The 22,484-nt window shown below is 47.1% G+C and carries 26 protein-coding genes and 2 tRNA genes; 20 read left to right on the top strand and 8 right to left on the bottom strand.

Annotation, left to right across the window (positions count from 1 at the left end):
- The first annotated feature begins 4 nt into the window (after positions 1 to 4).
- From ACYQZ0_RS06355 to uvrA, 3 genes are read left to right on the top strand one after another with little or no spacing between them, the layout of a single operon-like run.
- Complete coding sequence (locus tag ACYQZ0_RS06355; protein WP_459775764.1) at positions 5 to 1,465, top strand: menaquinone biosynthesis decarboxylase; 1,461 nt, start codon at positions 5 to 7, stop codon at positions 1,463 to 1,465.
- The gene (gene radC / locus ACYQZ0_RS06350) at positions 1,441 to 2,136 is read left to right on the top strand and encodes a RadC family protein (RefSeq protein WP_459775763.1); all 696 of its coding nucleotides are present in this window, start codon (positions 1,441 to 1,443) and stop codon (positions 2,134 to 2,136) included. The genes ACYQZ0_RS06355 and radC overlap by 25 nt, the downstream gene beginning before the upstream one ends.
- An 11-nt stretch (positions 2,137 to 2,147) precedes the next feature.
- Positions 2,148 to 4,928, top strand: coding sequence for an excinuclease ABC subunit UvrA (gene uvrA / locus ACYQZ0_RS06345; RefSeq protein WP_459775762.1), 2,781 nt, complete (start codon positions 2,148 to 2,150; stop codon positions 4,926 to 4,928).
- Here uvrA and ACYQZ0_RS06340 read toward each other — a convergent pair.
- Together ACYQZ0_RS06340 and trmFO are read right to left on the bottom strand one after the other, a co-directional pair.
- Positions 4,925 to 5,935 carry a diguanylate cyclase gene (locus ACYQZ0_RS06340; protein WP_459775761.1) on the bottom strand — a complete coding sequence of 337 codons (1,011 nt, stop codon included), beginning with the start codon at positions 5,933 to 5,935 and terminating at the stop codon, positions 4,925 to 4,927. The genes uvrA and ACYQZ0_RS06340 overlap by 4 nt on opposite strands.
- A 14-nt stretch (positions 5,936 to 5,949) precedes the next feature.
- Positions 5,950 to 7,284, bottom strand: coding sequence for an FADH(2)-oxidizing methylenetetrahydrofolate--tRNA-(uracil(54)-C(5))-methyltransferase TrmFO (gene trmFO, locus ACYQZ0_RS06335; protein WP_459775760.1), 1,335 nt, complete (start codon positions 7,282 to 7,284; stop codon positions 5,950 to 5,952).
- On the opposite strand from trmFO, the gene ACYQZ0_RS06330 reads away from it, so the two are divergent.
- From ACYQZ0_RS06330 to ACYQZ0_RS06290, 9 genes are all read left to right on the top strand, one after another.
- The gene (locus ACYQZ0_RS06330) at positions 7,172 to 8,089 is read left to right on the top strand and encodes a citryl-CoA lyase (protein WP_459775851.1); all 918 of its coding nucleotides are present in this window, start codon (positions 7,172 to 7,174) and stop codon (positions 8,087 to 8,089) included. The two genes, trmFO and ACYQZ0_RS06330, sit on opposite strands and share 113 nt — an antisense overlap.
- Positions 8,086 to 8,577, top strand: a complete 492-nt coding sequence (locus tag ACYQZ0_RS06325) for a TlpA family protein disulfide reductase (protein WP_459775759.1) — start codon at positions 8,086 to 8,088, stop codon at positions 8,575 to 8,577. Before ACYQZ0_RS06330 ends, ACYQZ0_RS06325 begins: the two co-directional genes overlap by 4 nt.
- A gap of 18 nt (positions 8,578 to 8,595) precedes the next feature.
- Positions 8,596 to 8,820: a hypothetical protein gene (locus ACYQZ0_RS06320; protein ID WP_459775758.1), complete on the top strand. Its 225-nt coding sequence runs from the start codon at positions 8,596 to 8,598 to the stop codon at positions 8,818 to 8,820.
- On the top strand, positions 8,792 to 9,688 hold the full coding sequence (locus tag ACYQZ0_RS06315; RefSeq protein WP_459775757.1) for a COX15/CtaA family protein: 897 nt from the start codon (positions 8,792 to 8,794) through the stop codon (positions 9,686 to 9,688). The genes ACYQZ0_RS06320 and ACYQZ0_RS06315 overlap by 29 nt, the downstream gene beginning before the upstream one ends.
- A complete protein-coding gene (gene cyoE, locus ACYQZ0_RS06310; protein ID WP_459775756.1) occupies positions 9,685 to 10,563 on the top strand; it encodes a heme o synthase in 879 nt (292 codons plus the stop codon). The genes ACYQZ0_RS06315 and cyoE overlap by 4 nt, the downstream gene beginning before the upstream one ends.
- A 2-nt stretch (positions 10,564 to 10,565) precedes the next feature.
- Entirely contained in the window at positions 10,566 to 11,837 is a 1,272-nt protein-coding gene (locus ACYQZ0_RS06305; protein WP_459775755.1) for a cbb3-type cytochrome c oxidase subunit I, read from the top strand.
- Between the two features lie 89 nt (positions 11,838 to 11,926).
- Positions 11,927 to 12,325 (top strand): DUF420 domain-containing protein, encoded by a 399-nt coding sequence (locus ACYQZ0_RS06300; RefSeq protein ID WP_459775754.1) that lies wholly within the window; start codon positions 11,927 to 11,929, stop codon positions 12,323 to 12,325.
- A gap of 15 nt (positions 12,326 to 12,340) precedes the next feature.
- A complete protein-coding gene (locus tag ACYQZ0_RS06295) occupies positions 12,341 to 12,817 on the top strand; it encodes an OmpH/Skp family outer membrane protein (RefSeq protein WP_459775753.1) in 477 nt (158 codons plus the stop codon).
- Positions 12,814 to 13,218, top strand: a complete 405-nt coding sequence (locus ACYQZ0_RS06290; RefSeq protein WP_459775752.1) for an NUDIX hydrolase — start codon at positions 12,814 to 12,816, stop codon at positions 13,216 to 13,218. The genes ACYQZ0_RS06295 and ACYQZ0_RS06290 overlap by 4 nt, the downstream gene beginning before the upstream one ends.
- On the opposite strand, the gene ACYQZ0_RS06285 is transcribed toward ACYQZ0_RS06290, so the two are convergent.
- Positions 13,208 to 14,341 (bottom strand): NAD(P)H-dependent flavin oxidoreductase, encoded by a 1,134-nt coding sequence (locus ACYQZ0_RS06285; protein ID WP_459775751.1) that lies wholly within the window; start codon positions 14,339 to 14,341, stop codon positions 13,208 to 13,210. The two genes, ACYQZ0_RS06290 and ACYQZ0_RS06285, sit on opposite strands and share 11 nt — an antisense overlap.
- Before the next feature lie 39 nt (positions 14,342 to 14,380).
- Between ACYQZ0_RS06285 and folK the strand changes: the two genes are divergently transcribed.
- Both folK and ACYQZ0_RS06275 read left to right on the top strand, forming a co-directional pair.
- Positions 14,381 to 14,860 carry a 2-amino-4-hydroxy-6-hydroxymethyldihydropteridine diphosphokinase gene (gene folK / locus ACYQZ0_RS06280; RefSeq protein WP_459775750.1) on the top strand — a complete coding sequence of 160 codons (480 nt, stop codon included), beginning with the start codon at positions 14,381 to 14,383 and terminating at the stop codon, positions 14,858 to 14,860.
- Complete coding sequence (locus tag ACYQZ0_RS06275) at positions 14,857 to 16,209, top strand: sigma-54-dependent transcriptional regulator (protein WP_459775749.1); 1,353 nt, start codon at positions 14,857 to 14,859, stop codon at positions 16,207 to 16,209. The genes folK and ACYQZ0_RS06275 overlap by 4 nt, the downstream gene beginning before the upstream one ends.
- Here ACYQZ0_RS06275 and ACYQZ0_RS06270 read toward each other — a convergent pair.
- On the bottom strand, positions 16,174 to 16,863 hold the full coding sequence (locus ACYQZ0_RS06270; RefSeq protein WP_459775748.1) for an RsmE family RNA methyltransferase: 690 nt from the start codon (positions 16,861 to 16,863) through the stop codon (positions 16,174 to 16,176). The genes ACYQZ0_RS06275 and ACYQZ0_RS06270 overlap by 36 nt on opposite strands.
- Before the next feature lie 15 nt (positions 16,864 to 16,878).
- Between ACYQZ0_RS06270 and proC the strand changes: the two genes are divergently transcribed.
- A complete protein-coding gene (gene proC / locus ACYQZ0_RS06265) occupies positions 16,879 to 17,658 on the top strand; it encodes a pyrroline-5-carboxylate reductase (RefSeq protein ID WP_459775747.1) in 780 nt (259 codons plus the stop codon).
- On the top strand, positions 17,616 to 18,224 hold the full coding sequence (gene pgeF, locus ACYQZ0_RS06260) for a peptidoglycan editing factor PgeF (protein WP_459775746.1): 609 nt from the start codon (positions 17,616 to 17,618) through the stop codon (positions 18,222 to 18,224). Before proC ends, pgeF begins: the two co-directional genes overlap by 43 nt.
- On the opposite strand, the gene ACYQZ0_RS06255 is transcribed toward pgeF, so the two are convergent.
- The 4 genes from ACYQZ0_RS06255 to ACYQZ0_RS06240 all read right to left on the bottom strand — a co-directional run bounded on the left by ACYQZ0_RS06255 (position 18,225) and on the right by ACYQZ0_RS06240 (position 20,376).
- Positions 18,225 to 18,312: transfer RNA gene (locus tag ACYQZ0_RS06255), tRNA-Leu, on the bottom strand. It abuts the gene before it with no gap.
- Between the two features lie 39 nt (positions 18,313 to 18,351).
- Positions 18,352 to 19,356: a tRNA preQ1(34) S-adenosylmethionine ribosyltransferase-isomerase QueA gene (gene queA / locus ACYQZ0_RS06250; RefSeq protein WP_459775745.1), complete on the bottom strand. Its 1,005-nt coding sequence runs from the start codon at positions 19,354 to 19,356 to the stop codon at positions 18,352 to 18,354.
- Between the two features lie 13 nt (positions 19,357 to 19,369).
- Positions 19,370 to 20,284, bottom strand: a complete 915-nt coding sequence (locus ACYQZ0_RS06245) for a polyprenyl synthetase family protein (protein ID WP_459775744.1) — start codon at positions 20,282 to 20,284, stop codon at positions 19,370 to 19,372.
- Between the two features lie 18 nt (positions 20,285 to 20,302).
- Positions 20,303 to 20,376 (bottom strand) — tRNA-Arg (locus ACYQZ0_RS06240).
- Between the two features lie 94 nt (positions 20,377 to 20,470).
- Here ACYQZ0_RS06240 and ACYQZ0_RS06235 point away from each other — a divergent pair.
- From ACYQZ0_RS06235 to ACYQZ0_RS06220, 4 genes are read left to right on the top strand one after another with little or no spacing between them, the layout of a single operon-like run.
- The gene (locus tag ACYQZ0_RS06235; RefSeq protein WP_459775743.1) at positions 20,471 to 20,944 is read left to right on the top strand and encodes an iron-sulfur cluster assembly scaffold protein; all 474 of its coding nucleotides are present in this window, start codon (positions 20,471 to 20,473) and stop codon (positions 20,942 to 20,944) included.
- A 1-nt stretch (position 20,945) separates the two neighbouring features.
- Positions 20,946 to 21,992, top strand: coding sequence for a hypothetical protein (locus ACYQZ0_RS06230; protein WP_459775742.1), 1,047 nt, complete (start codon positions 20,946 to 20,948; stop codon positions 21,990 to 21,992).
- Positions 21,982 to 22,236, top strand: coding sequence for a sulfurtransferase TusA family protein (locus tag ACYQZ0_RS06225; RefSeq protein ID WP_459775741.1), 255 nt, complete (start codon positions 21,982 to 21,984; stop codon positions 22,234 to 22,236). The genes ACYQZ0_RS06230 and ACYQZ0_RS06225 overlap by 11 nt, the downstream gene beginning before the upstream one ends.
- Positions 22,236 to 22,484, top strand: a complete 249-nt coding sequence (locus ACYQZ0_RS06220; RefSeq protein ID WP_459775740.1) for a DUF1858 domain-containing protein — start codon at positions 22,236 to 22,238, stop codon at positions 22,482 to 22,484. The genes ACYQZ0_RS06225 and ACYQZ0_RS06220 overlap by 1 nt, the downstream gene beginning before the upstream one ends.

The following is a 22,484-nucleotide window of genomic DNA, read 5'->3' as shown; positions in this document are numbered from 1 at the left end:
TCCTATGGGATACCCCTACAGGGACCTACACGACTTTATCAAAGCCCTTGAGAGGGAAAGGGAGCTCGTAAGGATAAAGGAACCCCTATCTCCCATTCTTGAGATAACTGAGGTGACGGACAGGGTTTGTAAGATGCCCGGAGGCGGAAAAGCCCTATTTTTTGAAAATCCCAGGGGATACGATATTCCCGTAATAACGAATCTCTACGGCTCGGAAAAGAGGATAAAGATGGCCCTCGGATACGAAAACCTTGAGGATATAGGCTGGAAACTATACAGAATACTGAAGCCCGAGATTCCCAAAACCTTCCTTGAGAAGCTAAAGAAGCTCCCCGAGCTAAAAAAACTGAACGACGCGATACCCAAACTCGTTAAGAAGGGAAAAGTTCAGGAAGAGGTTATTATGGGAGACGTTAACCTTGAGGAACTCCCCATACTGAAGTGCTGGCCAAAGGACGGGGGAAGATTCATAACCTTCGGTCAGGTGATAACGAAGGACCCCGAAAGCGGTATAAGGAACGTTGGACTTTACAGACTTCAGGTTCTTGATAAGGATAAGCTCGCCCTTCACTGGCAGATACACAAGGACGGAAACCACCACTACTGGAAGGCAAAAAGGCTCGGAAAGAAGCTTGATGTGGCCATAGCCATCGGGGGAGAGCCTCCCCTTCCTTACGTTGCCTCAGCACCGCTACCACCCGAGGTTGACGAGTATCTATTTGCAGGCATAATAATGGAGAAACCCGTTGAGCTCGTAAAGGGTCTTACCGTTGACCTTGAGTATCCCGCAAATGCTGAGATAGTGATTGAGGGATACGTTGACCCCGAGGACCCGCTGGTTGACGAGGGACCCTTCGGAGACCATACGGGCTTTTACACGCCTGTTGACAAGTATCCCATGATGCACGTAAAGGCCATAGTTATGAGAAAGGACCCTTACTACCTTACCACCATAGTGGGAAGACCCCCCCAGGAGGACAAATACCTTGGATGGGCGACCGAGAGAATATTCCTCCCCCTTATAAAGTTCAACCTCCCAGAGGTTGTTGATTACCACCTTCCCGCTGAGGGATGCTTCCACAACTTCTGTTTTGTCTCAATAAAGAAGAGGTATCCCGGGCACGCCTTTAAGGTTGCATATGCACTCCTGGGGCTGGGGCTTATGTCCCTTGAGAAGCACATAGTTGTTTTTGACGACTGGATAAACGTCCAGGACATAGGTGAAGTTCTCTGGGCGTGGGGGAACAACGTTGACCCCCAGAGGGATGTCCTAATACTCAAGGGTCCCATAGACGTCCTTGACCACTCTACCAACGAGGTGGGATTCGGTGGTAAGATGATTATTGACGCAACAACGAAATGGAAGGAGGAGGGATACACGAGGGAATGGCCGGAAGTGATAGAGATGTCTCCCGAGGTAAAGAAAAAAATAGACGAGATATGGGACAGGCTCGGGATAGAGTGAATTACACTTACCGCTCCATAAGGGAGATTCCCGAGGAGCTGAGACCCCGGGAAAAACTCCTCAAGCTGGGAGCGGAACTTTTATCCGATGAGGAGCTCCTTGCGGTTATACTGGGCTCCGGAACTAAGGGGAATGATGTTCTCAATCTCTCTAAGGAGTTGTTAAAGATGGGATGGGAAGAACTTGAGAAAAAAGACGTTTCCGAGCTTTTGAACGTTAAGGGGCTCGGGCTTGTAAAGGCCCTCCAGATTAAGGCCTTAATTGAGCTCTCAAAGAGAATAAACAAAAGGAGAAAAGGAGTTTCAATAAGGAACCCAAGGGAAGCTGTTGATTTTCTGAAGGATAAGATGAACGAGAGAAAGGAAACCCTTGTAGCCCTTTACCTTGACCTGAGCAACAGACTTCTTGATTACGAAATTGTAGCCCTCGGGAATGCAAACACGGTAATTGCAAAACCGAAGGATATTCTTTTTAAGGCTGTTAAGCTTTCCGCAAACGGCATAATAATTGCCCACAATCACCCCCGGGGGGAGGCAAAGCCTTCAAACGAGGATATAACCTTCACCGAAAGGTTAATAAAGGCCTGTAAAATCCTCGGCTTTGAACTTTTGGACCACATAATTCTTTCAGAGGAAGAATACTTTTCTTTCAGGGAGGAGGGAATTATTTAAATTCAAATCTTATGGACAGAATTATCGTAAGGGGTGCGAAACAGCATAACCTGAAGAACGTTGACGTAGAAATACCCAAGAATAAACTCGTTGTAATAACGGGACCCTCCGGTTCGGGGAAATCTTCGCTCGCCTTTGATACTATCTACGCGGAAGGACAGAGAAGGTATGTGGAGAGCCTTTCCTCTTACGCGAGGCAGTTCCTCGGGGTTATGGAGAAACCCGACGTTGAAAGCATAGAGGGACTCTCTCCCGCAATAGCCATAGACCAGAAAACGACCTCTAAAAATCCCCGCTCAACGGTGGGAACCGTAACGGAAATTTACGACTACCTAAGGGTTTTATGGGCAAACATAGGGAAGCCCCACTGTCCCCACTGCAATAGACTACTTTCTGGACTTTCCGCCCACGAGATACTTGAGAGGATAGTTGAGAAATATAAGGGAAAGAGGGTTATGGTTCTCTCATCCCTCGTGAGGGGTAAGAAGGGAGAGTTTAAGGAACTTTTCAAACAGATAGAGCGTATGGGATACTCCCGTGTGAAGGTTGACGGGGAGCTCATGAGGGTTATAGAAGTTCCCCAGCTTGAGAAGAATAAGAAACACACAATAGAGCTCGTCGTGGACAGACTCAGGGTTGAAGAGGAGGAGAGGCCAAGACTCCTTGAAGCCCTTGAGAAAGCCCTTGAGCTGTCAAACGGACTCGTAAAGATTGAGGACGTTGAGGAGGGAAAAGAAGAGCTCTTTAGCGAGAAGATGGTTTGCCCCGAGCACGGCTTTACCATTCCTGAACTCTCCCCGAGGCTCTTTTCCTTTAACTCCCCCTACGGGGCCTGTCCCTCCTGTAAAGGTCTGGGAGTTAAATGGGAGGTTGACCCTGCACTCCTAATAGACCCAGAGAAGCCCGCGGTAAGGGCTGTAAAGATAGCGGAAAGCGGATTGTTCAGTTATTTAAGATTTCCCGTCGGAAACATTATAAGGAGGCTGGGATACGACCCCAGAACTCCATGGAAAAGACTACCCGAGAGTGTGAGAACCGCAGTCCTTTACGGAAGTGAGAGCCTCGGATTTGAAGGGGTTATAAGACACCTTGAGAGGAGGTTTCTTGAAGAAGAGAGCGAGAGAATAAGAGAGGAGATAGAGGAATACATAGTTGAGAAGCCCTGTCCCGTTTGTGAAGGGGCAAGACTCAGGAAGGAAGCCCTCTCGGTTCTCATAGATGGCAAGAGCATATGGGACATCGTCCGCATGCCCGTCGGAAGGGCAAAGAAGTTCTTTGAGGAGCTTGAGAGAAAGCTTGAGGGAAAAGAAAGAATAATAGCGGAGAGACTCCTTAAAGAGATTATTGAGAGGCTTGGTTTCCTCGTAAACGTGGGGCTTGATTATCTTTCCCTCTCAAGGAGTGCGACAACCCTCTCGGGCGGTGAGATGCAGAGGATAAGGCTCGCCACACAGCTCGGCTCTAAACTTTCGGGAGTTCTTTACGTTCTTGACGAGCCCTCAATAGGTCTCCACCCGAGGGATACGAACAAGCTCATAAACACACTCAAGGGATTGAGGGACCTAGGGAATACGGTGATAGTGGTTGAACACGACCCCGAAACCATAGAGTCCGCGGATTACGTAATAGAGCTCGGTCCCGGTGCTGGAAAGAACGGGGGCTATATAGTCGCAAAGGGAAGCGTTGAGGAGATTAAGAACAACCCAAACTCTCTGACGGGGGCATACCTAAGCGGGAGGAAGGAAATTCCTATTCCCGAGGAGAGGAAAAAGCCCGGGGATAAGTTCATAAGAATCGTGGGAGCGAGGGAACATAACCTCAAAAATATAACTGTTGAGATTCCCCTCGGCCTTTTCGTATGCATAACGGGGGTTTCGGGAAGCGGGAAGTCCACCCTTATATACGATATCCTTTACAAGTATGCGAAAAACTACTTCTACGGAACCCACGAACAGGTGGGAAAGGTTGAAAGAATTGAGGGGCTTGAATATATAGACAGGGTTATAAACGTTGACCAGTCCCCCATAGGAAGGACACCGAGGAGCAATCCCGCAACCTATACGAAGGTCTTTGACCTCATTAGAAACCTCTTTGCCCAGACACCGGAGGCGAGGGCAAGGGGATACAAACCGGGAAGGTTTTCCTTCAACGTTAAAGGGGGAAGGTGCGAGGCCTGTCAAGGGGAAGGTGTCATAAAGGTTGAGATGCACTTCCTCCCTCCCGTTTACGTAACCTGTGAGGTGTGCAAAGGGAAACGCTACAACAGGGAAACCCTTGAGGTAAAGTATAAGGGAAAGAGTATAGCGGACGTTCTTGAGATGACAGTTGATGAGGCTTACGAGTTCTTTGAGAACCACCCTCCCATAAGAAGAAGACTCCAGGTATTAAAAGACGTAGGGCTCGGATACCTCAAGCTGGGACAGCCCGCCCCAACCCTGTCGGGAGGGGAAGCCCAGAGGATAAAGCTCGCGAGAGAGCTCTCAAAAAAGGACACGGGAAGAACCTTATACCTCCTTGACGAGCCGACAACGGGACTTCACATGGATGACATTAATAAACTCATTAAGGTTTTGAGAAGGCTCGTTGAGAAGGGAAATACGGTTGTCGTTATAGAGCACAACCTTGACGTTATAAAGTGTGCGGACTGGGTTATAGACCTCGGGCCCGAAGGAGGGGAAAGGGGTGGTGAGGTTGTAGCTGTGGGAACGCCCGAAGACATAGCAAATAACCCCAAATCCCACACGGGTAAGTTCCTGAGGAAATACCTGAAGGCTAAGGAAATGGTAGCCTAATAGGCTATCCTGTCCTCTTTCTTTTTTGCTTCATAAAGCTTTTCATCAACCTTTTTCAGTATTTCGGTTGTGTCCTTAAAGCTTTCGTTTACCTCCAGAACCCCAAAGCTTGCGGATATCCTGAGTTCCTTATCATCACACCTGAAAATATGGTTTTCTATTGCATTCCTCAATCTCTTCGCAACCTTAACCGCGTTCTCAAGCTTTATCCCCGGAAGTATTATGAGAAACTCGTCCCCTCCGTATCTCCCCACCGCATCCTTTGCCCTTAGATACTTCCTCAGAATCTCCCCGACCTCTTTCAGGATGCAGTCCCCTACGGGGTGGCCGTATTTATCGTTAATCTGCTTGAACTCGTTTAGGTCCATCATTATTACCGAGAAGGGATATCCGTAGTTCTTGAGGTCCCTCAAAAAGTCGTTAAGGGCCTTTTCTATGGACCTTCTGTTCTTTAATCCCGTGAGGTAGTCTATGAAGGCCTGTGCCTTTAAGGTTTCAAGCTCCTTCTTTAGCCTTTCCGCCTGCTTTTGCTTTTCCCTCAGCTCGTTTATCAGTTCTTGGTTCGTTTTCCTTAGTTCCGAAAGCTCCTTCAGTATATCCCTCAAAAGCTCTGTATTTAAATTTTCCGACTCTTTCTCTATTCTTTCCTCGTGTTTTTTAAACTTTACATCATATCCCTTAATGGTTTCTATATACTCGTATATTACGTGATGGACCTCTGAAAGAAGCCTTTCGAGTTCTGCGGAAAGCCTGAGGTCAACCTTTGCCTCTTTAAATATCTTGTAATAAAGGTCTATGAGCTCGTTTACCGAAGGTTCTATTTTATTTTCAACAACGTAACAGAAAACGAAAAACCACTTTGCGTAGTTATTCGGAGTAGGAAATATTTCCTGCTCAACAAAAAAATTAAACATTTTTTTTATAATTTCTTTTAAGTTTCTTTTATCCTCTTCGGTTAGTTCTTCACCCCTTTTTATCTTCTCATAAACCCCGCATTTAAACTCCATTAATTGAAATTCTATCAAATTCTTACTAACTCACCCTTAACAAGCTCATGTTCCTTTATCCATTCTTCCATGCTTTTTAAAGCCCTTTCCGCCATGAGCTCCTTCCTCTTCTTCTTATCCCTTACCCTTTTTTCAAGGGGAGGAAGCAGTCCGAATACGGGGTTCATGGGCTGGAGCTCCCCTTCCTTTGTGGTTATATACTTCACGAGTGCCCCGAGCATCGTTTCCTCGGGAGCTTCAACGGGCTTTTCTCCCCTTGCAAGCCTTCCCGCGTTTATGCCCGCGAAAATGCCCGTCGCGGAGGAGGCAACGTATCCCTCAACGCCAGTAATCTGTCCCGCAAAGAATATGTTTTCCTTCTTCCTGAGGTTAAGGAAGGATGTTAGGACCTTGTTTGATTGAATGAATGTATTCCTGTGCATTGAGCCGAGCCTTACGAAGACCGCATTCCTGAGGCAGGGAATAAGCCTGAAAACCCTTTTCTGCTCCTTGTAGGTGAGCTTAGTCTGAAATCCTACGAGGGATAGGAGCGTTCCTTCCTTGTTTTCCTTCCTCAGCTGAACAACCGCAAAGGGCTGTTTACCCGTCCTCGGGTCTATTAAGCCGACGGGTCTCATGGGGCCAAAGAGGAGCGTTTTGTATCCCCTCTCCGCCATCTCCTCTATGGGAAGACAACCTTCAAAGTGAACAGCCTTTTCAAAGTCCTTTGGTTGAACCTTTTCCGCCTTTAGGAGCTCTTCATAAAATACCTTATACTCTTCTTCCGTAAGAACGCAGTTGAAGTAATCCTCTCCTCCCTTTCCGTATCTTGAGCCCCAGAAACCTTTTGAAAAGTCAACGCTCTCCGCCTCAACTATCGGGGCTATCGCATCGTAAAAGTAAAGGGTGTCGTAGCCTACAAGTTCTTTTATCCTCTCCGAGAGTGCATCCGAAGTTAATGGTCCCGTCGCTATTACGACAACCTCGTCCTCGGGGATATCCTTAACCTCTTCCCTGATAACTGTTATATTGGGATGGCTCTCTATCTTCTCGGTTATGTATTCGGAAAATATCTTTCTGTCAACACCAAGTGCTCCCCCCGCGGGCACCCTTGCAACCTGTGCCGCCTCAATTACGAGGGAGCCGAGCATCTTCATTTCCGCCTTGAGGAGTCCCGCTCCGGTCGTGAGCTCAAGTCCCCCAAGGGTGTTACTGCATACGAGCTCCGCAAGGTTTCCCGTCTTGTGGGCGGGTGTCATCTTCTTTGGTCTCATCTCGTATAGGATTACCCTGTGTCCCTCGTTTGCGAGTCTCCATGCCGCTTCCGAGCCCGCAAGCCCTCCTCCAATTACGATAACTCTCTCCTTCATATCCGAATTTAATATAATCTTTCCTATGGCTGAGAAGAAGTGGAGAACTGCAATATCAACCCATATTAACCACGAGCCCTACATAAGGGGATACAGACTCCTTGACCTCGTCGGAAACCTTACCTTTTCAGAGGCCATATACCTCCTACTTAAAGGGGAGCTTCCCTCGGAAGCTGAAGCCAAGATGATGGACGCCATATTTGTCTCGGTAATTGAGCACAGCATAGCTCCCCCATCGGTCATAGCTACAAGGGCGGTAATAAGCGGTGGAAACTCCCTGAACGTAGGTGTGGGTGCTGGAGTGCTTGCCTTCGGAAGCGCTCACGGAGGAGCCCTTGAGGACGCGATGAGGTTCATGCAGGAAGGGGTAAAGAGTCAGAGACCCGTTGAGGAGATAGTAAAGGAGTATCTATCTCAGAAAAAGCCCATTCCGGGATACGGCCACAGGTATTACAAGGAGTATGACCCCAGAACGAGAAGACTCTTTGAGCTTGCGGAAAAATATGGCTTTTGCAAGGAGCACTGCGAGTTCGCAAAGAAGGTAGAGGAGGAGATATACAAGCAAAAGGGAAAGAGAATAGTCCTCAACGTTGACGGTGCTATAGCGGCGATAACCTCAGATATGGGCTTTGACTGGAGACTCGGTAAGGGCTTCTTCATCATAGGAAGGGTTCCGGGACTCGTTGCCCACGCATACGAGGAACTCACCCAGGAAAAACCCTTCTCAAAGAGGCTCTCGGAAGAAGAGTACGAATACACAGGTGTTGAGCCGAGAGAACTTCCCGAGGATAAAAAGAAGGTATGAAGCGTCTCATTCCTCCCTTTCTTGCTTTAATACTCTTCGGACTACTCGTTTACATAGGAATACAGCAGGATAAACACGGGTATTCCGAAGTTATAAATAAACCCGTTCCCGATATAAGCCTTCAAACGCCCGAAGGTAAAAAAATAAACCTCGGAGATTTTAAAGGAAAAGTTGTTCTGATAAACTTCTGGGCTACCTGGTGTCCCCCCTGCAGGGAGGAATTCATTCTCTTTAAGGAGATTTACGAAAAGTATAAGGACAGGGGCTTTGAGATAATCGCGGTGAACACGGACCCCGAAAACTTAAAGGATTTCCTCAAAGAGCATGAGCTCCCCTTTATCGTCGTTGTTGCGAACGACGAAGCGTTAAACTACTTCAACCCTCAGGGACTCCCCACCTCCTACCTCGTTAACAGGGAAGGTATTATCGTAAAGAAAAGACTCGGCATTTACAGGGAACTGGAGAAGGACATAAAGGATTTGCTTTAGTGGTATATTGTTAAAAGTATGAGTGAAAGCCTTAAGAAGTATCTTGCCGCTCTTATCTTCTTGGGAATAGCCATTCTTTCCATGACATACACCGTTTACAACTACTTCAAGTATCCCGAAAACAGGGAAAGGTTCCTGGAAAGGTTAAAGAATGCAAGAACAACCAATCTTTTCCACGAGATGAGAGAGATGAGACTAAAAAAAGGAGGAGAGAATGAATCAAGCTCAGGTGTTGAGAAGTAGTCCGTTAAAAACCCTCGTTCTTCTTTCGGTTGTCCTCACTTACGTTCTCATGGTTTTCGGCGGAATAGTAACATCAACGGGTTCTGGACTCGGTTGTCCCGACTGGCCCCTCTGCCACGGACAGCTCTTACCCTTCCAGCTGAAGGAGGAAATACCTACTCCCCCCGCTCCCGTGGTGGCACCAACACCTCTCCAGCCCTGGATAGAGCAGATCCACCGCATACTCGGAGGGATTACGGGAATAGTTTTACTCACGACGCTCTTTTATGCCTTCAAGAGGGGAACCTCCTTTGTGAGGAAGGCTCTCGTTTTTATATTCATAGCACTCGTTCTTGAGGCACTCCTCGGCATGAGGGTAGTCGTCACGGAAGCACCGCTCTTAAGGGAACTCCTTGACTACGTTTATACAACTTCCCACCTCATACTCTCGGTCTTCATACTCTCAACGATAACGATAACTTACTACTACGTTAAATACTTCGGTGAAAGGCTTGAGGAAAGAATTCCATACGCGGATGCCCTATACGTTGCAGTTATGTTCCAGATACTCCTCGGTATATTCGTGAGATACGTTAAGGCCCTGGAATACAACCAGTTTGTTTACTACCTTCACATAACCTATGCGGGATTTCTCGTAATACTTTCCCTCTTTATAATGTTTAAGAAGCTAAACAGGGAAAGCGTTATAACTTTCATACTTATGGTCGCCCAGATACTTGCGGGTGTTGCAACGGTTGTATCGGGATTCTTCCTTCCCTACCTCTTCCTGCACATAGCCATAGGCTTCTTTATCGTTGCCTGGGTTTCTTACCTTGTCGCACCTTCCGTTCTGAAAACTTACGCTGAGTTTAGGGGTGTTGTCCAATGAGTGAGAGAGTGGAGACCTATCAGGGAACTCTTAAGGATTACTTGGCACTTACTAAGCCGGGGATAGTTTCCCTAGTTCTGATAACGACGCTCGGGGGAATGTATCTCGGTTCAAGGGGAAACCTTGACCCCGAGTTAGTTTTCTGGACTTTAACGGGAACGGGACTTGCAGCGGCGGGTTCTGCGGTTCTTAATATGGTTATAGATAAGGACATAGACCGCCTTATGGTGAGGACCGCGGAAAGACCCATTCCGAGGGGTGCGGTAAATCCCCTGAAAGCTCTGGTTTTCGGAATAGTTCTTCAGCTTCTCTCCTTTGCGGTTATGCTTACCTTCGTCGGTATAATACCGACCCTTCTCGTGGCCCTTGCATCCTTTTCATACGTTGTTCTTTACTCCCTTCTTCTGAAGAGGAAAAGCCCCCTTGCTACGGAAATCGGGGGCATATCGGGAGCACTTCCCCCAGTTATAGGTTACGTTTCCGCCTCGGGCTCAATAGACGTTAACGCGGTTGCCCTCTTTCTCCTCATGTTCCTGTGGCAACCCCCTCACTTCTGGGTTCTCGCCTTAAAATACAGGGACGACTACAGGAAAGCGGGAATTCCCACCCTTCCGGTTGCTAGGGGTGTTTTCATAACCAAGCTGAAAACCCTTTTATACACTGCTTCCCTCTTTCCCGTAAGCCTTGTTCCCTACTTCACGGGTATGGTGGGCGAGCTTTACTTCATAACCGCGGTTATTATGAACCTGATTTATTTAGGTCTTACCCTAAAGTTCTTCTTCTCAAAGAAAGAGGAGAGTATGAGATTGTTCTTCTTCTCCATCATATACCTTGCGGTTCTTTTCGGAATGATGATTGTTGATATGGTGAGGTAGTTATGCTCTGGTTTTACCTCTTTATCGTTTCCATAGCGGTGGGGGGCTTTTTTGCCCTCCTCGTTGCGGTTGCAAGAACCCCAGGACTTGCAAACCTCTTTCCTCCTGAGTATTTTTATCACGCCCTCGTCGGTCACGTTGATTCCGCACTCATAATAGGTCTTTATGCCTTCCTCATATTCCTCTGGCACAGGGTTTTCAAAAAAGAAGACAACCTCCTTTTCTTCTTTCCCGGAGCTTTAGGATTTCTCCTTATCGTCGTCGTTTCCGCCCTGGGGCTCGGTCAAGCCCTTTGGAACAATTATGTCCCGACGGTTATACATCCCCTCTTCCTTGTGGGAATTTCTCTTTTCTTCCTTTCAGTCTTCCTGAATGCCCTAAGGTTTTCAAAGGAAGCCCTTAAGAATTTTTACGTGGGAACAACTCTTGAGTCTGTCCTTTCAACCACGGTTATAAACTCCCTTCTTTTTCCGATAACGCTCTTGGCTTCTTACATCATAACTCCGAAGGAGCTTAATCCTTACCGGTATTACGAGGCCCTTTTCTGGTTTCCGGGACATATACACCAGTTCGTAAATGCTGGACTTCTGCTTTCCCTCTGGTTTCTCCTTCTCGGTGAAGGGGTTATAAACCTGAGGTTCTTAAACACCCTTCTTCTAACGTTCCCCGGTGTTTACCTCATAGCCCAGTTTTTCATGGACCCCCTCAGCGAAGGGGGAAGGGTTTTAACCAAATGGGGCTACGCGGTCGGCATAGGTCTTCCGACGATTATTTACGGCGTTCTCATACTCACCAAATCCCTGAGAAGGAGAGATTTTTACAGGCTTGGACTTTCCCTTTCGGTTCTCATATACTTCGTTGGGGCTCTTATGGGATACCTAATAGTGGGTATGGATACACGTGTTCCCGCCCATTACCACGGGGTAATAGCGAGCATACTCGTTGCGGTTATGGTTCTAACCTTCAAACTTCTTCAGGAGTTCGGTTATGTTGAGAGGCTCGGGAAGTTTATAAAGAGCGTTCCCTTCCTTTACGGATTCGGAATGCTTATGTTCGTTGCGGGTCTCTTCTGGGCAGGTGTTTTCGGCGCACCCAGGAAGATGCCAGGAACGGAATACATACAGAACGTTAAGGTTTACCTCTTCATGATACTCATGGGAGTTGGGTCCATTCTCTCGGTCCTCGGAGGGGCTTCTTTCGTCCTTTTTGTTCTGAAAAGCTTTTTAGGGAGAGTAAGGAATGAGAAAGAGGGAAGAGAGGGAGAAGAGGTTTAACATAGTTGTGGGTATAATCCTCGCACTTCTCGCCATTATGACCTACGTTGTGGTTTTCCTGGCGGTGTATCTGTTAAAATAAGCTAACCATGTATGAGGTATTAACCTGGCTCAGCCTTATAACGATAGGATTAAGCGGTTTGTTAATACTAACGGGATTGTTTCTCATAAAGACGGGAAGAAGGGAGCTCCACAAAAAAGCTATGCTTACAGCCTCATTCCTGGCACTCATATTTGTAATCCTTTATCTCGTGAAATCTTCCCTGTTTCCACCGAAAAAATACACGGGGGAGTATAAAACCCTTTATTACTTCGTTCTTTGGTCTCATACAATCCTCGCCATAATAAACTTCCCCCTGGCTGTTTACACCGTTTACCTGGGAGTTAAAGGACTTTACGACAAACACAGGAAGATAGCTCCCATTACAGCGGTTGTCTGGATATACGTCGCGGTAACGGGATGGATGATATACTTTTTCTTAAACTGAGTAAAGGGGGTAGTTATGAAAAAGTTCTTTCTTTCCCTTGCACTCGCAGGTGGATTTATTTTCGCCCTTGATTTTGCATGCGTTGACACAAACAAGATAATAAGGGAGTCCAAGTTTATAGCGAAAACCCAGCAGGAGTTCAAGAGGGATATAGAAAAATACCAGAGGGAGATAGAAAGCAAACAGAAAAAGCTTGAGGAGCTCAAGAAAAAGGCGGAAAGCGGTGTAATCTCCGAAAAGGCTAAGAAAAAAACCATGGAGGAGATTGAGAGGCTTGAAGAAGAGCTGAGAAAGCTTCAGGTGGAGGCTCAGACAAAGCTCACGAAGAAGAAATCCCAGCTTGAGCAGATGATTTTTGACAAGGTCATAGCTGTGGTTGAGAATAAAGCAAAAAATAAAGGCCTTAAGGCGGTATTTGACTGCAATATGCTCCTTTACAAGGACCAAAGCATAGATATAACCGATGAAATACTTAAAGAGCTTGATAAATGAGGAGGGAGTTCTCGGCAGGAGGCGTCCTTTTCAAGGATAATGAGGTTCTTCTCATAAAGAACCCTTCGGGTGTATGGAGCTTTCCCAAGGGAAACATAGAGGAGGGGGAAACACCTGAGGAGGCTGCCCTAAGGGAGGTTTACGAGGAGACGAATGTAAAAGGGGAGATTCTGGCCTACATAGGTGACATACATTACTGGTACAGACTCAAAGGGGAGAAGGTTTTTAAAACCGTTAAGTATTACCTAATGAGATACGTGTCTGGGGAACCTAAGCCTTCCTGGGAGGTGAAGGACGCAAAGTTCTTTCCCGTTGAGGTTGCAAAGAAGTTGTTAAAGTACAAGGGAGACAAAAGCATATTTGAGAAAGCTTTAAAGATGAAGGAGGAGCTCAAACTTTAAGAGCTTCCATCCTCTCAAGGGTGTGGTCCTTTCTCCTTCCCGTTAATATCTCTATCAGCTCCTTAACCGATATGATTCCCTGGTATTTTAGGAGGTGTCCGTTTGCCCCGCTTATAAATATGCCCTCCTCGTAATCACCAAGCCACGCAAGTCCAAGCCTGTCCGCTATACAGAAACCGACTTTTTTGGCTTCCTCGCCCTTGTTGCAGGGAACTACGCAGTGGGATACGCACCCGTTCCATCCGTTAAAGCCGTTCAGGAGTTTTTCTATAAAGGGAGTCCTTATTACCCTGAGGGGATATCCTACCGGGGATTTGAAGAGCATTATGTCGTCCTTCTCAAGATTCGTAACGAGCTCCTTGTAAATCTGGGGAGCGTCGCACTCGTGGGTGGCTATAAACCGCGTTGCCATCTGGACGCCCGAGGCACCCATCTCTATGAACTTCTTAATGTCGTGATAGCTCCACACGCCACCGGCAACTATTACGGGTATATTCCCCCACTTTTTAGCCTCTTCAAGAACCGAGGGAAGAAGGTTCTCAAGCTGGTTTTCAGGCTTGAAGCAGTCCTCATATTTAAAGCCCTGGTGTCCTCCGGACTTTGGTCCTTCAAGGACAACAGCGTCGGGAAGTCTGTTATACCTCTTCTTCCAGGTCCTGCAAATAATGTTTAGTGCCCTTGCGGAAGATACTATCGGAACGAGAGCAACGTCATATCCCTCAACGTACTCGGGGAGCTTAAGGGGAAGTCCTGCACCCGAGATTATGAGGTCCGCCCCCGCTTCCGCCGCGTCCCTCGCAACCCTTCCGTAATCGGTAATCGCTGCGAGGATATTAACACCTATCGCACCCCTTCCCTTTGATATCTCCTTAGCGTCTCTGATTATCTTCTTTAGTGCCTCCGGGTGGTGGGTATTTACGGAACCTATAGGTCTTCCGAACTTATCCCTCTTTACGAGGTGAGGGTGTCTGTATCCCGTTCCTACAGCGGAAACTACGCCGATGGCACCTTCGCGGGCAACGTGCCCCGCAAGGTTTTCCCAGGAAATACCAACTCCCATTCCGCCCTGAATAATGGGAATCTCAACCTCAATCCTTCCGATTTTTAACTTAGGTAAGTCCATGCTAACTACTCCTTAACGAACTTTAAATATAATATAGACGTGAAGGCTTATTTAGGAATAGGAAGCAACGTAGGTGAGAGGCTCTCCTTCATACTGAAATCCCTTGAGGAGATAAAAAAACTCGGGAAAATCGTAAAGCTCTCAACCGTTTACGAAAGCAAGGCATGGGGCATAGAAAACCAACCCCCTTTTCTTAATCTCGTCCTCCTCATAGATACGAAACTCCCCCCCACTGAGCTCCTCCTCAAGCTCAAGGGAATAGAAAAAAAGGTAGGGAGAAGGGAACGCTACAAATGGGGACCCCGCGAGATAGACATAGACATAATCCTCTATGGAAGGGAGGTTATAAACTCAAAACTCCTGAAGGTTCCCCACCCCTTCCTCACCGAGAGAGACTTCTTCTTATACCCCCTCCTTGAGATAGAGAAAGATATACTTCACCCCCTTACGGGAAAACCTTTAAAAGAATACAGGCCAAAAAATACCCTAAAACCTTTCTGTTGTATCTTAAAAGTATGAATAAATACGTCCTTATCGTTGACGACGAGGAGAGCATATTAAACACACTCGGGGGAATCCTTGAGGACGAGGGATTTAAACCGGAAAGTGCAAAAACCTTAAAAGAGGCGAGGGAAAAGATAAAGGCTTTCTTTTATCCCGTCATAGTCCTTGACGTATGGATGCCCGACGGGGACGGCGTTGATTTCATTGATTTTATAAAGGAAAACTCCCCCGACAGCGTGGTGATAGTGATAACGGGACACGGAAACGTTGAAACCGCTGTTAAAGCTATAAAAAAAGGGGCATACGAGTTCCTTGAAAAGCCCTTCTCAATGGAACGTTTCCTCCTTACGGTAAAGCACGCCTTTGAGAGTTATGAGGCTTCAAGACATCCCGAGGAAGAGGTGGAGTTTATAGGTAACCATCCAAGGATACTTGAGATAAAGAGGTTAATCCCGAGAATAGCAAAAAGCGGGATACCAGTCCTCATTACGGGGGAAAGCGGAACGGGAAAGGAAGTAGTCGCAAGGCTCATACACAAGTATTCGGGAAGGAAAGGACCCTTTATTGATATAAACTGTGCAGCTATACCCGAGGAGCTTGCGGAGAGTGAGCTTTTTGGACACGAGAGGGGAGCTTTTACGGGAGCCTTAACGAGGAAGAAGGGAAAGGTTGAGCTTGCGGACGGGGGAACTCTCTTTCTTGACGAGATTGGGGAGCTTGACCCCAAGGTTCAGCCAAAATTCCTGAGATTCCTTGAAACAAAGAGCTTCACGAGGCTCGGTGGAACACAGAAAATCCTCGTGGATACACGCATACTCTGTGCGACGAATAAGAACCTTGAGGAAGAGATTAAAAAGGGAAACTTCAGGGAGGATTTATACTACAGGATTTCCGTAATCACGATTCACTTACCTCCCCTGAGGGAAAGGGGGGAGGATATAATTCTCCTTGCGGAGCACTTTTTAAGGAAGTTCGCAAAGGAGTATAAAAAGAACTGCTTTGAGCTGAGCGAGGAAGCAAAGGAGTTCCTCCTCTCAAGACACTGGAGGGGAAACGTGAGGGAGCTTAAAAACCTAATAGAAAGGGCGGTAATACTCTGCGATAAGGAAGTTATAAAGCCCGAGGACCTCGGATTTAAGGAAGAAACTTACGAAAATCTTGAATACCTGTTTAGGATAAATAGTCTAAAGGAAGCAAAAAGGACTTTTGAGAAACTCTTTATAGAAAGACGTTTGAGGGAGAACAACTACGACATTAAGGCGACCGCAAGGTCCCTTGGGCTTGACCTCTCAAGTCTTTACAGAAAGATTAAGTCCCTCGGAATAAGCTCAGCAGTTAATGAGAACGGAAAGAATAGCAATTGATGCGGTTTCAGTCCTCAGAATATAGGGCTCAAGAAGAACCGACTTAAAACCCTTTTCCCTGAGAAGCTCTCCTTCCCTTTTGGAAAAGCCTCCCTCTGGACCCACAACCACCCCGAAATTCTTCGCGGAAAAGTTAATTTCCTTCACCCTCATACCTTCGGTGAAATTATCAAGAAGGATGTTCTCCTCGTGAATCGCATTTATATCCTCAAGGTTTATAGGCTCTTCAATTATCAAGGGGTGGGCCCTTCCCGACTGCTTTATCGCCTCCCTCACAATCCTTTCCCATTTCTTCATACGCTTTATTATCGCCTCCAATTTTCTAAAGCTCCTTTCGGATATCACGGGGACGAGCCTGTAAAGACCGAGTTCCGTTGATTGTCTCACTATGAGGTCCATCGTTTTCAGCTCAACGGTTACACACTGGTAGAGGGTTATCTCCTTTTCGGGAATTTTTACAGGAACTTCCTCAAGAATCTCACAAACAACCTCCTTTTTATCCGCCTTCAGGGCTTTGCATAGGTATTTTTTTCCTCTGTAAATGACGCCGAAGGTTTCATTCTTTCCTATTCTCCTCACCCTGAAGTGCTTGGCCTCCTCCTCCTTGAGGATTAGTTTATTTCCCCTCCTTTCCTCCGAGATGAAGAAGTGCATGCTAATATCTTAACTATGCGTGTGGGAATAGTGGGCTTTGGCAATATGGGGCAGGCATTTGCGAACTGCCTTATAAGGAAGGTGGGGAGGGAGAATATAACCGTTACAGACGTTCTTCCCGAGAAGAGAAGTCTCGCGGTTGAGATGGGGCTTGCTTTTGCTACTGACATTAAGTTCCTTGCGGACACCTCAGAACTCGTGATAATAGCGGTAAAGCCAAAGGACTCCCTGAAGGTTCTTGAGAAGCTAAAGGAGTATAAGGGAATAATTCTCAGCATAATGGCGGGTGTAAGCCTTGAGGACATAGAAAACGTCGTTGGAAAGGATAAAAAGATTGTAAGGGTTATGCCGAATATAGCGGTTGCTGTCGGAAGCGGAACCATGGCAATAACCGATAACGGAAAGCTAAGCGATGAGGAGAGAAACAGGGTTGAGGAGCTTTTACTCTCCTGCGGTTCCCTCTACAGGATAGAGGAAGGTTTATTTGACGCGTTTACAGCACTTGCGGGAAGCTCCCCCGCATACGTATTCCAGTTTATAGACGGACTTGCCCTCGGGGGTGTTCTCCTCGGATTTTCTTACGAGCAGTCCCTTAAGATAGTTCTCGATACCGTAAGGGGATGTGCAAACCTCTTGAGGGAGACAGGGGAAAACCCGAACGCTCTTACAACGAGGGTAACCTCGCCCGCGGGAACTACCATAGAAGGTTTAAAGCATTTAGAATCAAAAGGTTTTAAAGGTATCCTTATGGAATGTCTGGAAAAAACCTCTCAGAAGGCGAAAAAACTAAAGTAATCCTTGAGCTCAGAATAAAGAACGCCCTCGTTCGCCTTAGCGGAAAAGTAAAGGCATACCTTCCCATACAGAGACACACCGACAGGGTAATAAAACTTTTAAAGCCCCAGAGTCCCTTAGTCGGCGATGCGGTAATAACGAATTTGAGGAATTACCCCATAGGGGTGAAAACAGCGGACTGCGTTCCCATTGCTCTTGTTGGAGAAAAATGGGTCGGTGTAATCCACGCGGGCTGGAGGGGACTCCATAAAGGAATAATAGAGAAAGCTGTTAAACTCCTGAAAGAGGAAGGGGAAAAGGAATTAACAGCGGTTGTTTTACCTTCCGCTAAATCCTGCTGTTATGAGGTGGGAGGGGAGTTTGAAAACTACGGATTCAAAAGCCTTGAGAGAAGGGAAGGGAAACTTTACCTTGATACCCAGAGGGAGGCAATCCTAAGACTCAAAGAAAGCGGTGTATCCTCACTTATAGTCTGGGAAAAGTGCACGATTTGCTCTCCCGAGCTTCCCTCATACAGGCGGGATAAGACTATGGATAGGATTATTACCTCTGTTGTTTTGCTTTAGTGGTGCCGGAGGCGGGAGTCGAACCCGCACGCCCGTAAAGGGCACCGTCCCCTCAAGACGGCGCGTCTGCCAGTTCCGCCACTCCGGCTTACCTGAAAAATATATTTTACATACTTTTTCCCTTTTTTCAAGTGATTAGCATACCATCCCCGTAGCTGTAAAACCTGTATCTCTTCTCAACCGCTTCCCTGTAAGCCTTGAGTATGAATTCCCTCCCCGCAAAGGCGGAAACGAGAATCAGGAGGGAAGACCTCGGCAGGTGGAAGTTCGTTATCATCCCGTCAATAACCTTAAACTCATATCCGGGATATATGTAAAGGTCGGTCCACCCCTCAAAGGGTTCATACCCGGCGGTCTCAAGGGCTCTCACAACCGTAGTCCCGACAGCTATAACCCTTTTCCCCTTCTTTTTTGTTTCCTTTATCCTCTCAATCGTTTCCTCCGGAACCTTCACATATTCTGGGTCAACCCTGTGTTCCTCCACATTTTCAACCTTGACGGGCTTAAAAGTTCCGTAAGAGACGTGAAGAGTTATGAAGGAAAAGTTTATGCCCCTTTCCCTGAGTCTTTCCATAAGCTCTTCCGAGAAGTGGAGGGAAGCGGTAGGGGAGGCAACCGCACCCTCTTCCTTTGCAAAGATTGTTTGGTAGTAAACCCGGTCCACCGGCTCCTCCTCACGCTTCAGGTATGGGGGTATGGGTATGTGTCCGTATTTATCTATGAGCCTGAGTGGGTTCTCTCCGTGGAGTTTTACTTTGAACTTCCCCTCTTCTATGTGCTCAATAACCTCAACCTTAAACTCGGGTGCTATCTCTATAAGGAGTCCCGGCCTTATCTTCTTTCCCCCTACTAATGCCTTCCACTCGTCGGGTTTTATAAAGTCAGTAAGAACAACCTCAACCTTTCCGCCCGTTGGCTTTCTCCCGTAAAGTCTTGCGGGTATTACCTTTGTGTTGTTAAAAACGAGAAGGTCTCCCTCCTCAAGGTATTCGGGAAGGTTTATAAAAATGTCGTGCTTTATACTTTTTTCCTTCCTGTTTAATACCATAAGCCTCGCGTTATGCCTCGGAACGACGGGATACTTCGCTATTAGCTCTTCGGGAAGCTCGTAATCAAACTCCTCAATCCTCATCGGATAATAGAATTTAGATATTCCTATCAACCACAAAGTCAACAAGTTTAAGTATCTCCTTTTTATACTCGTTATCCTCAAATCTGTTAAGAATTTCCCTCGCCCTCTCAAGCTCCCTTCTTGCTCTTTCCCGCGTTTTCTCAACGCCTCCAAGTTCAATAACCTTCTGCCTTAAGGCTTCCGGTTCCTCAAGTCCCCTTAGAACCCTCTTCACGTAATCCCTGTTAAGCTCCCCGAGAACCGATATGAGCGGATAGGTACACTTTCCCTCCCTGAGGTCGTTTCCTACGGGCTTTCCAAGTTTTTGGGGGTCTCCCGCGTAATCAAGGAGGTCATCTATAAGCTGGAAAGCTCTCCCTATGCTTATTCCCGCTTTCTTTAGCTCCTCCCACTCCTTGCAGTTAGCGGAAAGACCCCCTACGCCGAAACAGGCACCGAAGAGAACCGCGGTCTTTCCGTCAATTATCCTGAAATACTCCTCCTCGGATATGATATCTCCGACCTTTGATATCTCAAGAACCTGGCCCTCCGCCATATCCATAACAGCCTCGCTCACTACCCTTATCATCTCTATGTTTCCGTATGTTGAAAATAAATGAAGAGCCTTTGCATACATGTAATCTCCCGTGAGAACGGCAACCCCGTTCCCGAAAACGAGGTTAGCGGACCTTTTTCCCCTCCTCGTCTTCGCCCCGTCAACGATGTCGTCGTGAAGGAGGGATGCAACGTGGATATACTCAAGCCCCACCCCGAGGGGGAGAGCCCTTTCGGGATTTCCGCCGCATAAACCGCAGGTGAGAACGGTAAAGAGGGGTCTCAGCCTCTTTCCCCCGCTCTCAACGATATACCTTCCCGTCTCAAGAACAAGCCTCACCTTCGGGTTTAGCTCCTCAAGAAGCCTTTTCTCTATAGCATCAAGGAACTTCATCTCTCGCCGAGTGTTTAGTGTGCCCGGCGGGACTTGAACCCGCGACCCCGGGGTCCGGAGCCCCGTGCTCTATCCACCTGAGCTACGGGCACTAATATAATAAGATACTTTGACTTCAGTCATAACATCTTCCTTGAATTAGAATGAATTTATAATTCAGGTATAAAACCTTAAGGAGGTGAAGCCATGAGCTTCGAATACAGTGAAAAAGTTTTAGACCACTTTCTGAATCCGAGAAACGTTGGTGTTCTTGAAGACGCAAACGGTGTAGGTCAGTGCGGTAATCCCGCTTGCGGAGACGCAATGCTCTTTACTATAAAAGTTAATCCCGAAAACGATATTATAGAAGACGTAAGATTTAAGACCTTCGGTTGCGGTTCAGCCATAGCGGTAAGCTCAATGCTCACTGAGATGATAAAAGGAAAGCCCATACAGTATGCCCTTAACCTCACATACAAGGACATCTTTGATGAGCTCGGAGGACTACCCCCTCAGAAGATACACTGCACGAACCTTGGACTTGAGACGCTCCACGTTGCGATAAAGGATTACCTCATGAAGCAGGGAAGGGTAGAGGAAGCTGCAAAGATTCCCGACTGCTACGAGGAAGAGGAAGAAGAAGAACAAAAGCAGGAGTTTGAGTTCCTTTCGGGAACATAAGATGAAGAAAAGGGCTCTCGCTCTTCTTTCGGGGGGGCTTGACAGCTCCCTCGCTGTAAAACTCGTTCAAGAACAAGGGATAGAGGTAAAGGCTCTCCACTTTTACACAGGCTTTTGTATAACCGAGTTTAAGAGAAGGCTCGGACAAACGAAGGAAGACGGAACTCCTTACGTAAATCCCGCGCTGAAGGCCGCTGCTCAGCTCGGTGTTCCACTGGAAATCGTTGACATATCCGAGGAGTATTACGATGTTGTTATAAATCCAAAATACGGATATGGAAAGAATGTAAACCCCTGCGTTGACTGCAGGATAATGATGCTGAGAAAGGCAAAGGAGATAATGGAAAGGGAAGGATACGACTTCATAGTGACGGGAGAGGTTCTCTACCAGAGACCTATGAGCCAGACACCCGAAAGGCTGAAGCTCATAGAGAAGGAAGCGGGACTTGAAGGGCTTATTCTCAGACCCCTTTCCGCCAAGGTTCTGCCTCCTACCATTCCCGAAAAAGAGGGATGGGTTGACAGGAGCAAGCTACTCGGAATAAGGGGAAGGAGCAGAAAAGTTCAGATAGAGCTCGCAAAAAAGTACGGGCTTGATTACGAACAGCCCGCAGGAGGATGCTGTTACCTCACCGACGAAACCTACGCAGCAAGGTTCAAAGAAGCCTACGCAACCGAGGGTATAATAACGAGGGACGACCTCGTTCTGTTTGCGGTCGGAAGACACCTGAGACTTCCTTCTGGAACCAAGCTTATAGTTGCGAGAAACAAAGGAGAGGTTAACTTCCTGAAGGGCTTTAGAAACAGATACGGATACGCTTACAGGAAGGACGGGAAGGGAACTTTCGCACTCATAAAGGGAAATCCAACGGAAGACGAGCTCCAGCTCATAGCGGACATTGTGGCGAGGTACTCAAAGAACGAGCCTTCAAAGGTTGCCATACACCTCGGTGAAAGGGAGATAGAGCTTATAGGAACTCCCCCCGATGACCAATTCCTTGAAAGGTTCAAGATATACGCGAAGAAGGAGGTGAGCCATGGACGTTAAGGATATAAAGGCTGACGTCGTTCACGACGTTACGGGAACTTTTTGTCCCGTGCCAGTTGCGGAAACGGCGAAGCAGATAAAGGAAATGGAGATAGGCCAGATACTTGAGCTCATAGCGGACGACCCCGGCGTGGTTGAGGACATTCCCGCCTGGTGTAAAGCAACGGGACAGGAGTTTCTCGGAATGTATGAAGAGGACGGAGAGTATCACCTCTTCGTTAAAAAGGTTAAGGAGCTGAAGTGATGGCTACCATTGTGAAGCTCACCGAGGATATAAAGCTCACGACTTTATTTGAGTTTTTACCTGAGAGTAAGGAATTACTTATGAATTACGGACTGAAGAAGATTGAGGAGGACGGCGTTTACGATATTGTCGTTCCGAGGTTAACCCTGAAGGGCTTTATGAACCTCATGGAGCTATCGGAGAAGGAGAGGGAGGAGTTGTGGAGCAAGCTTGAGGAACTTTACAATAAAAAAATTAGCGGAGGCTGA

The organism is Aquifex pyrophilus (genome assembly GCF_054656935.1).
The sequence above is the reverse complement of the archived record's forward strand: the minus strand, read 5'-3'. Positions and strand labels throughout refer to the sequence as shown.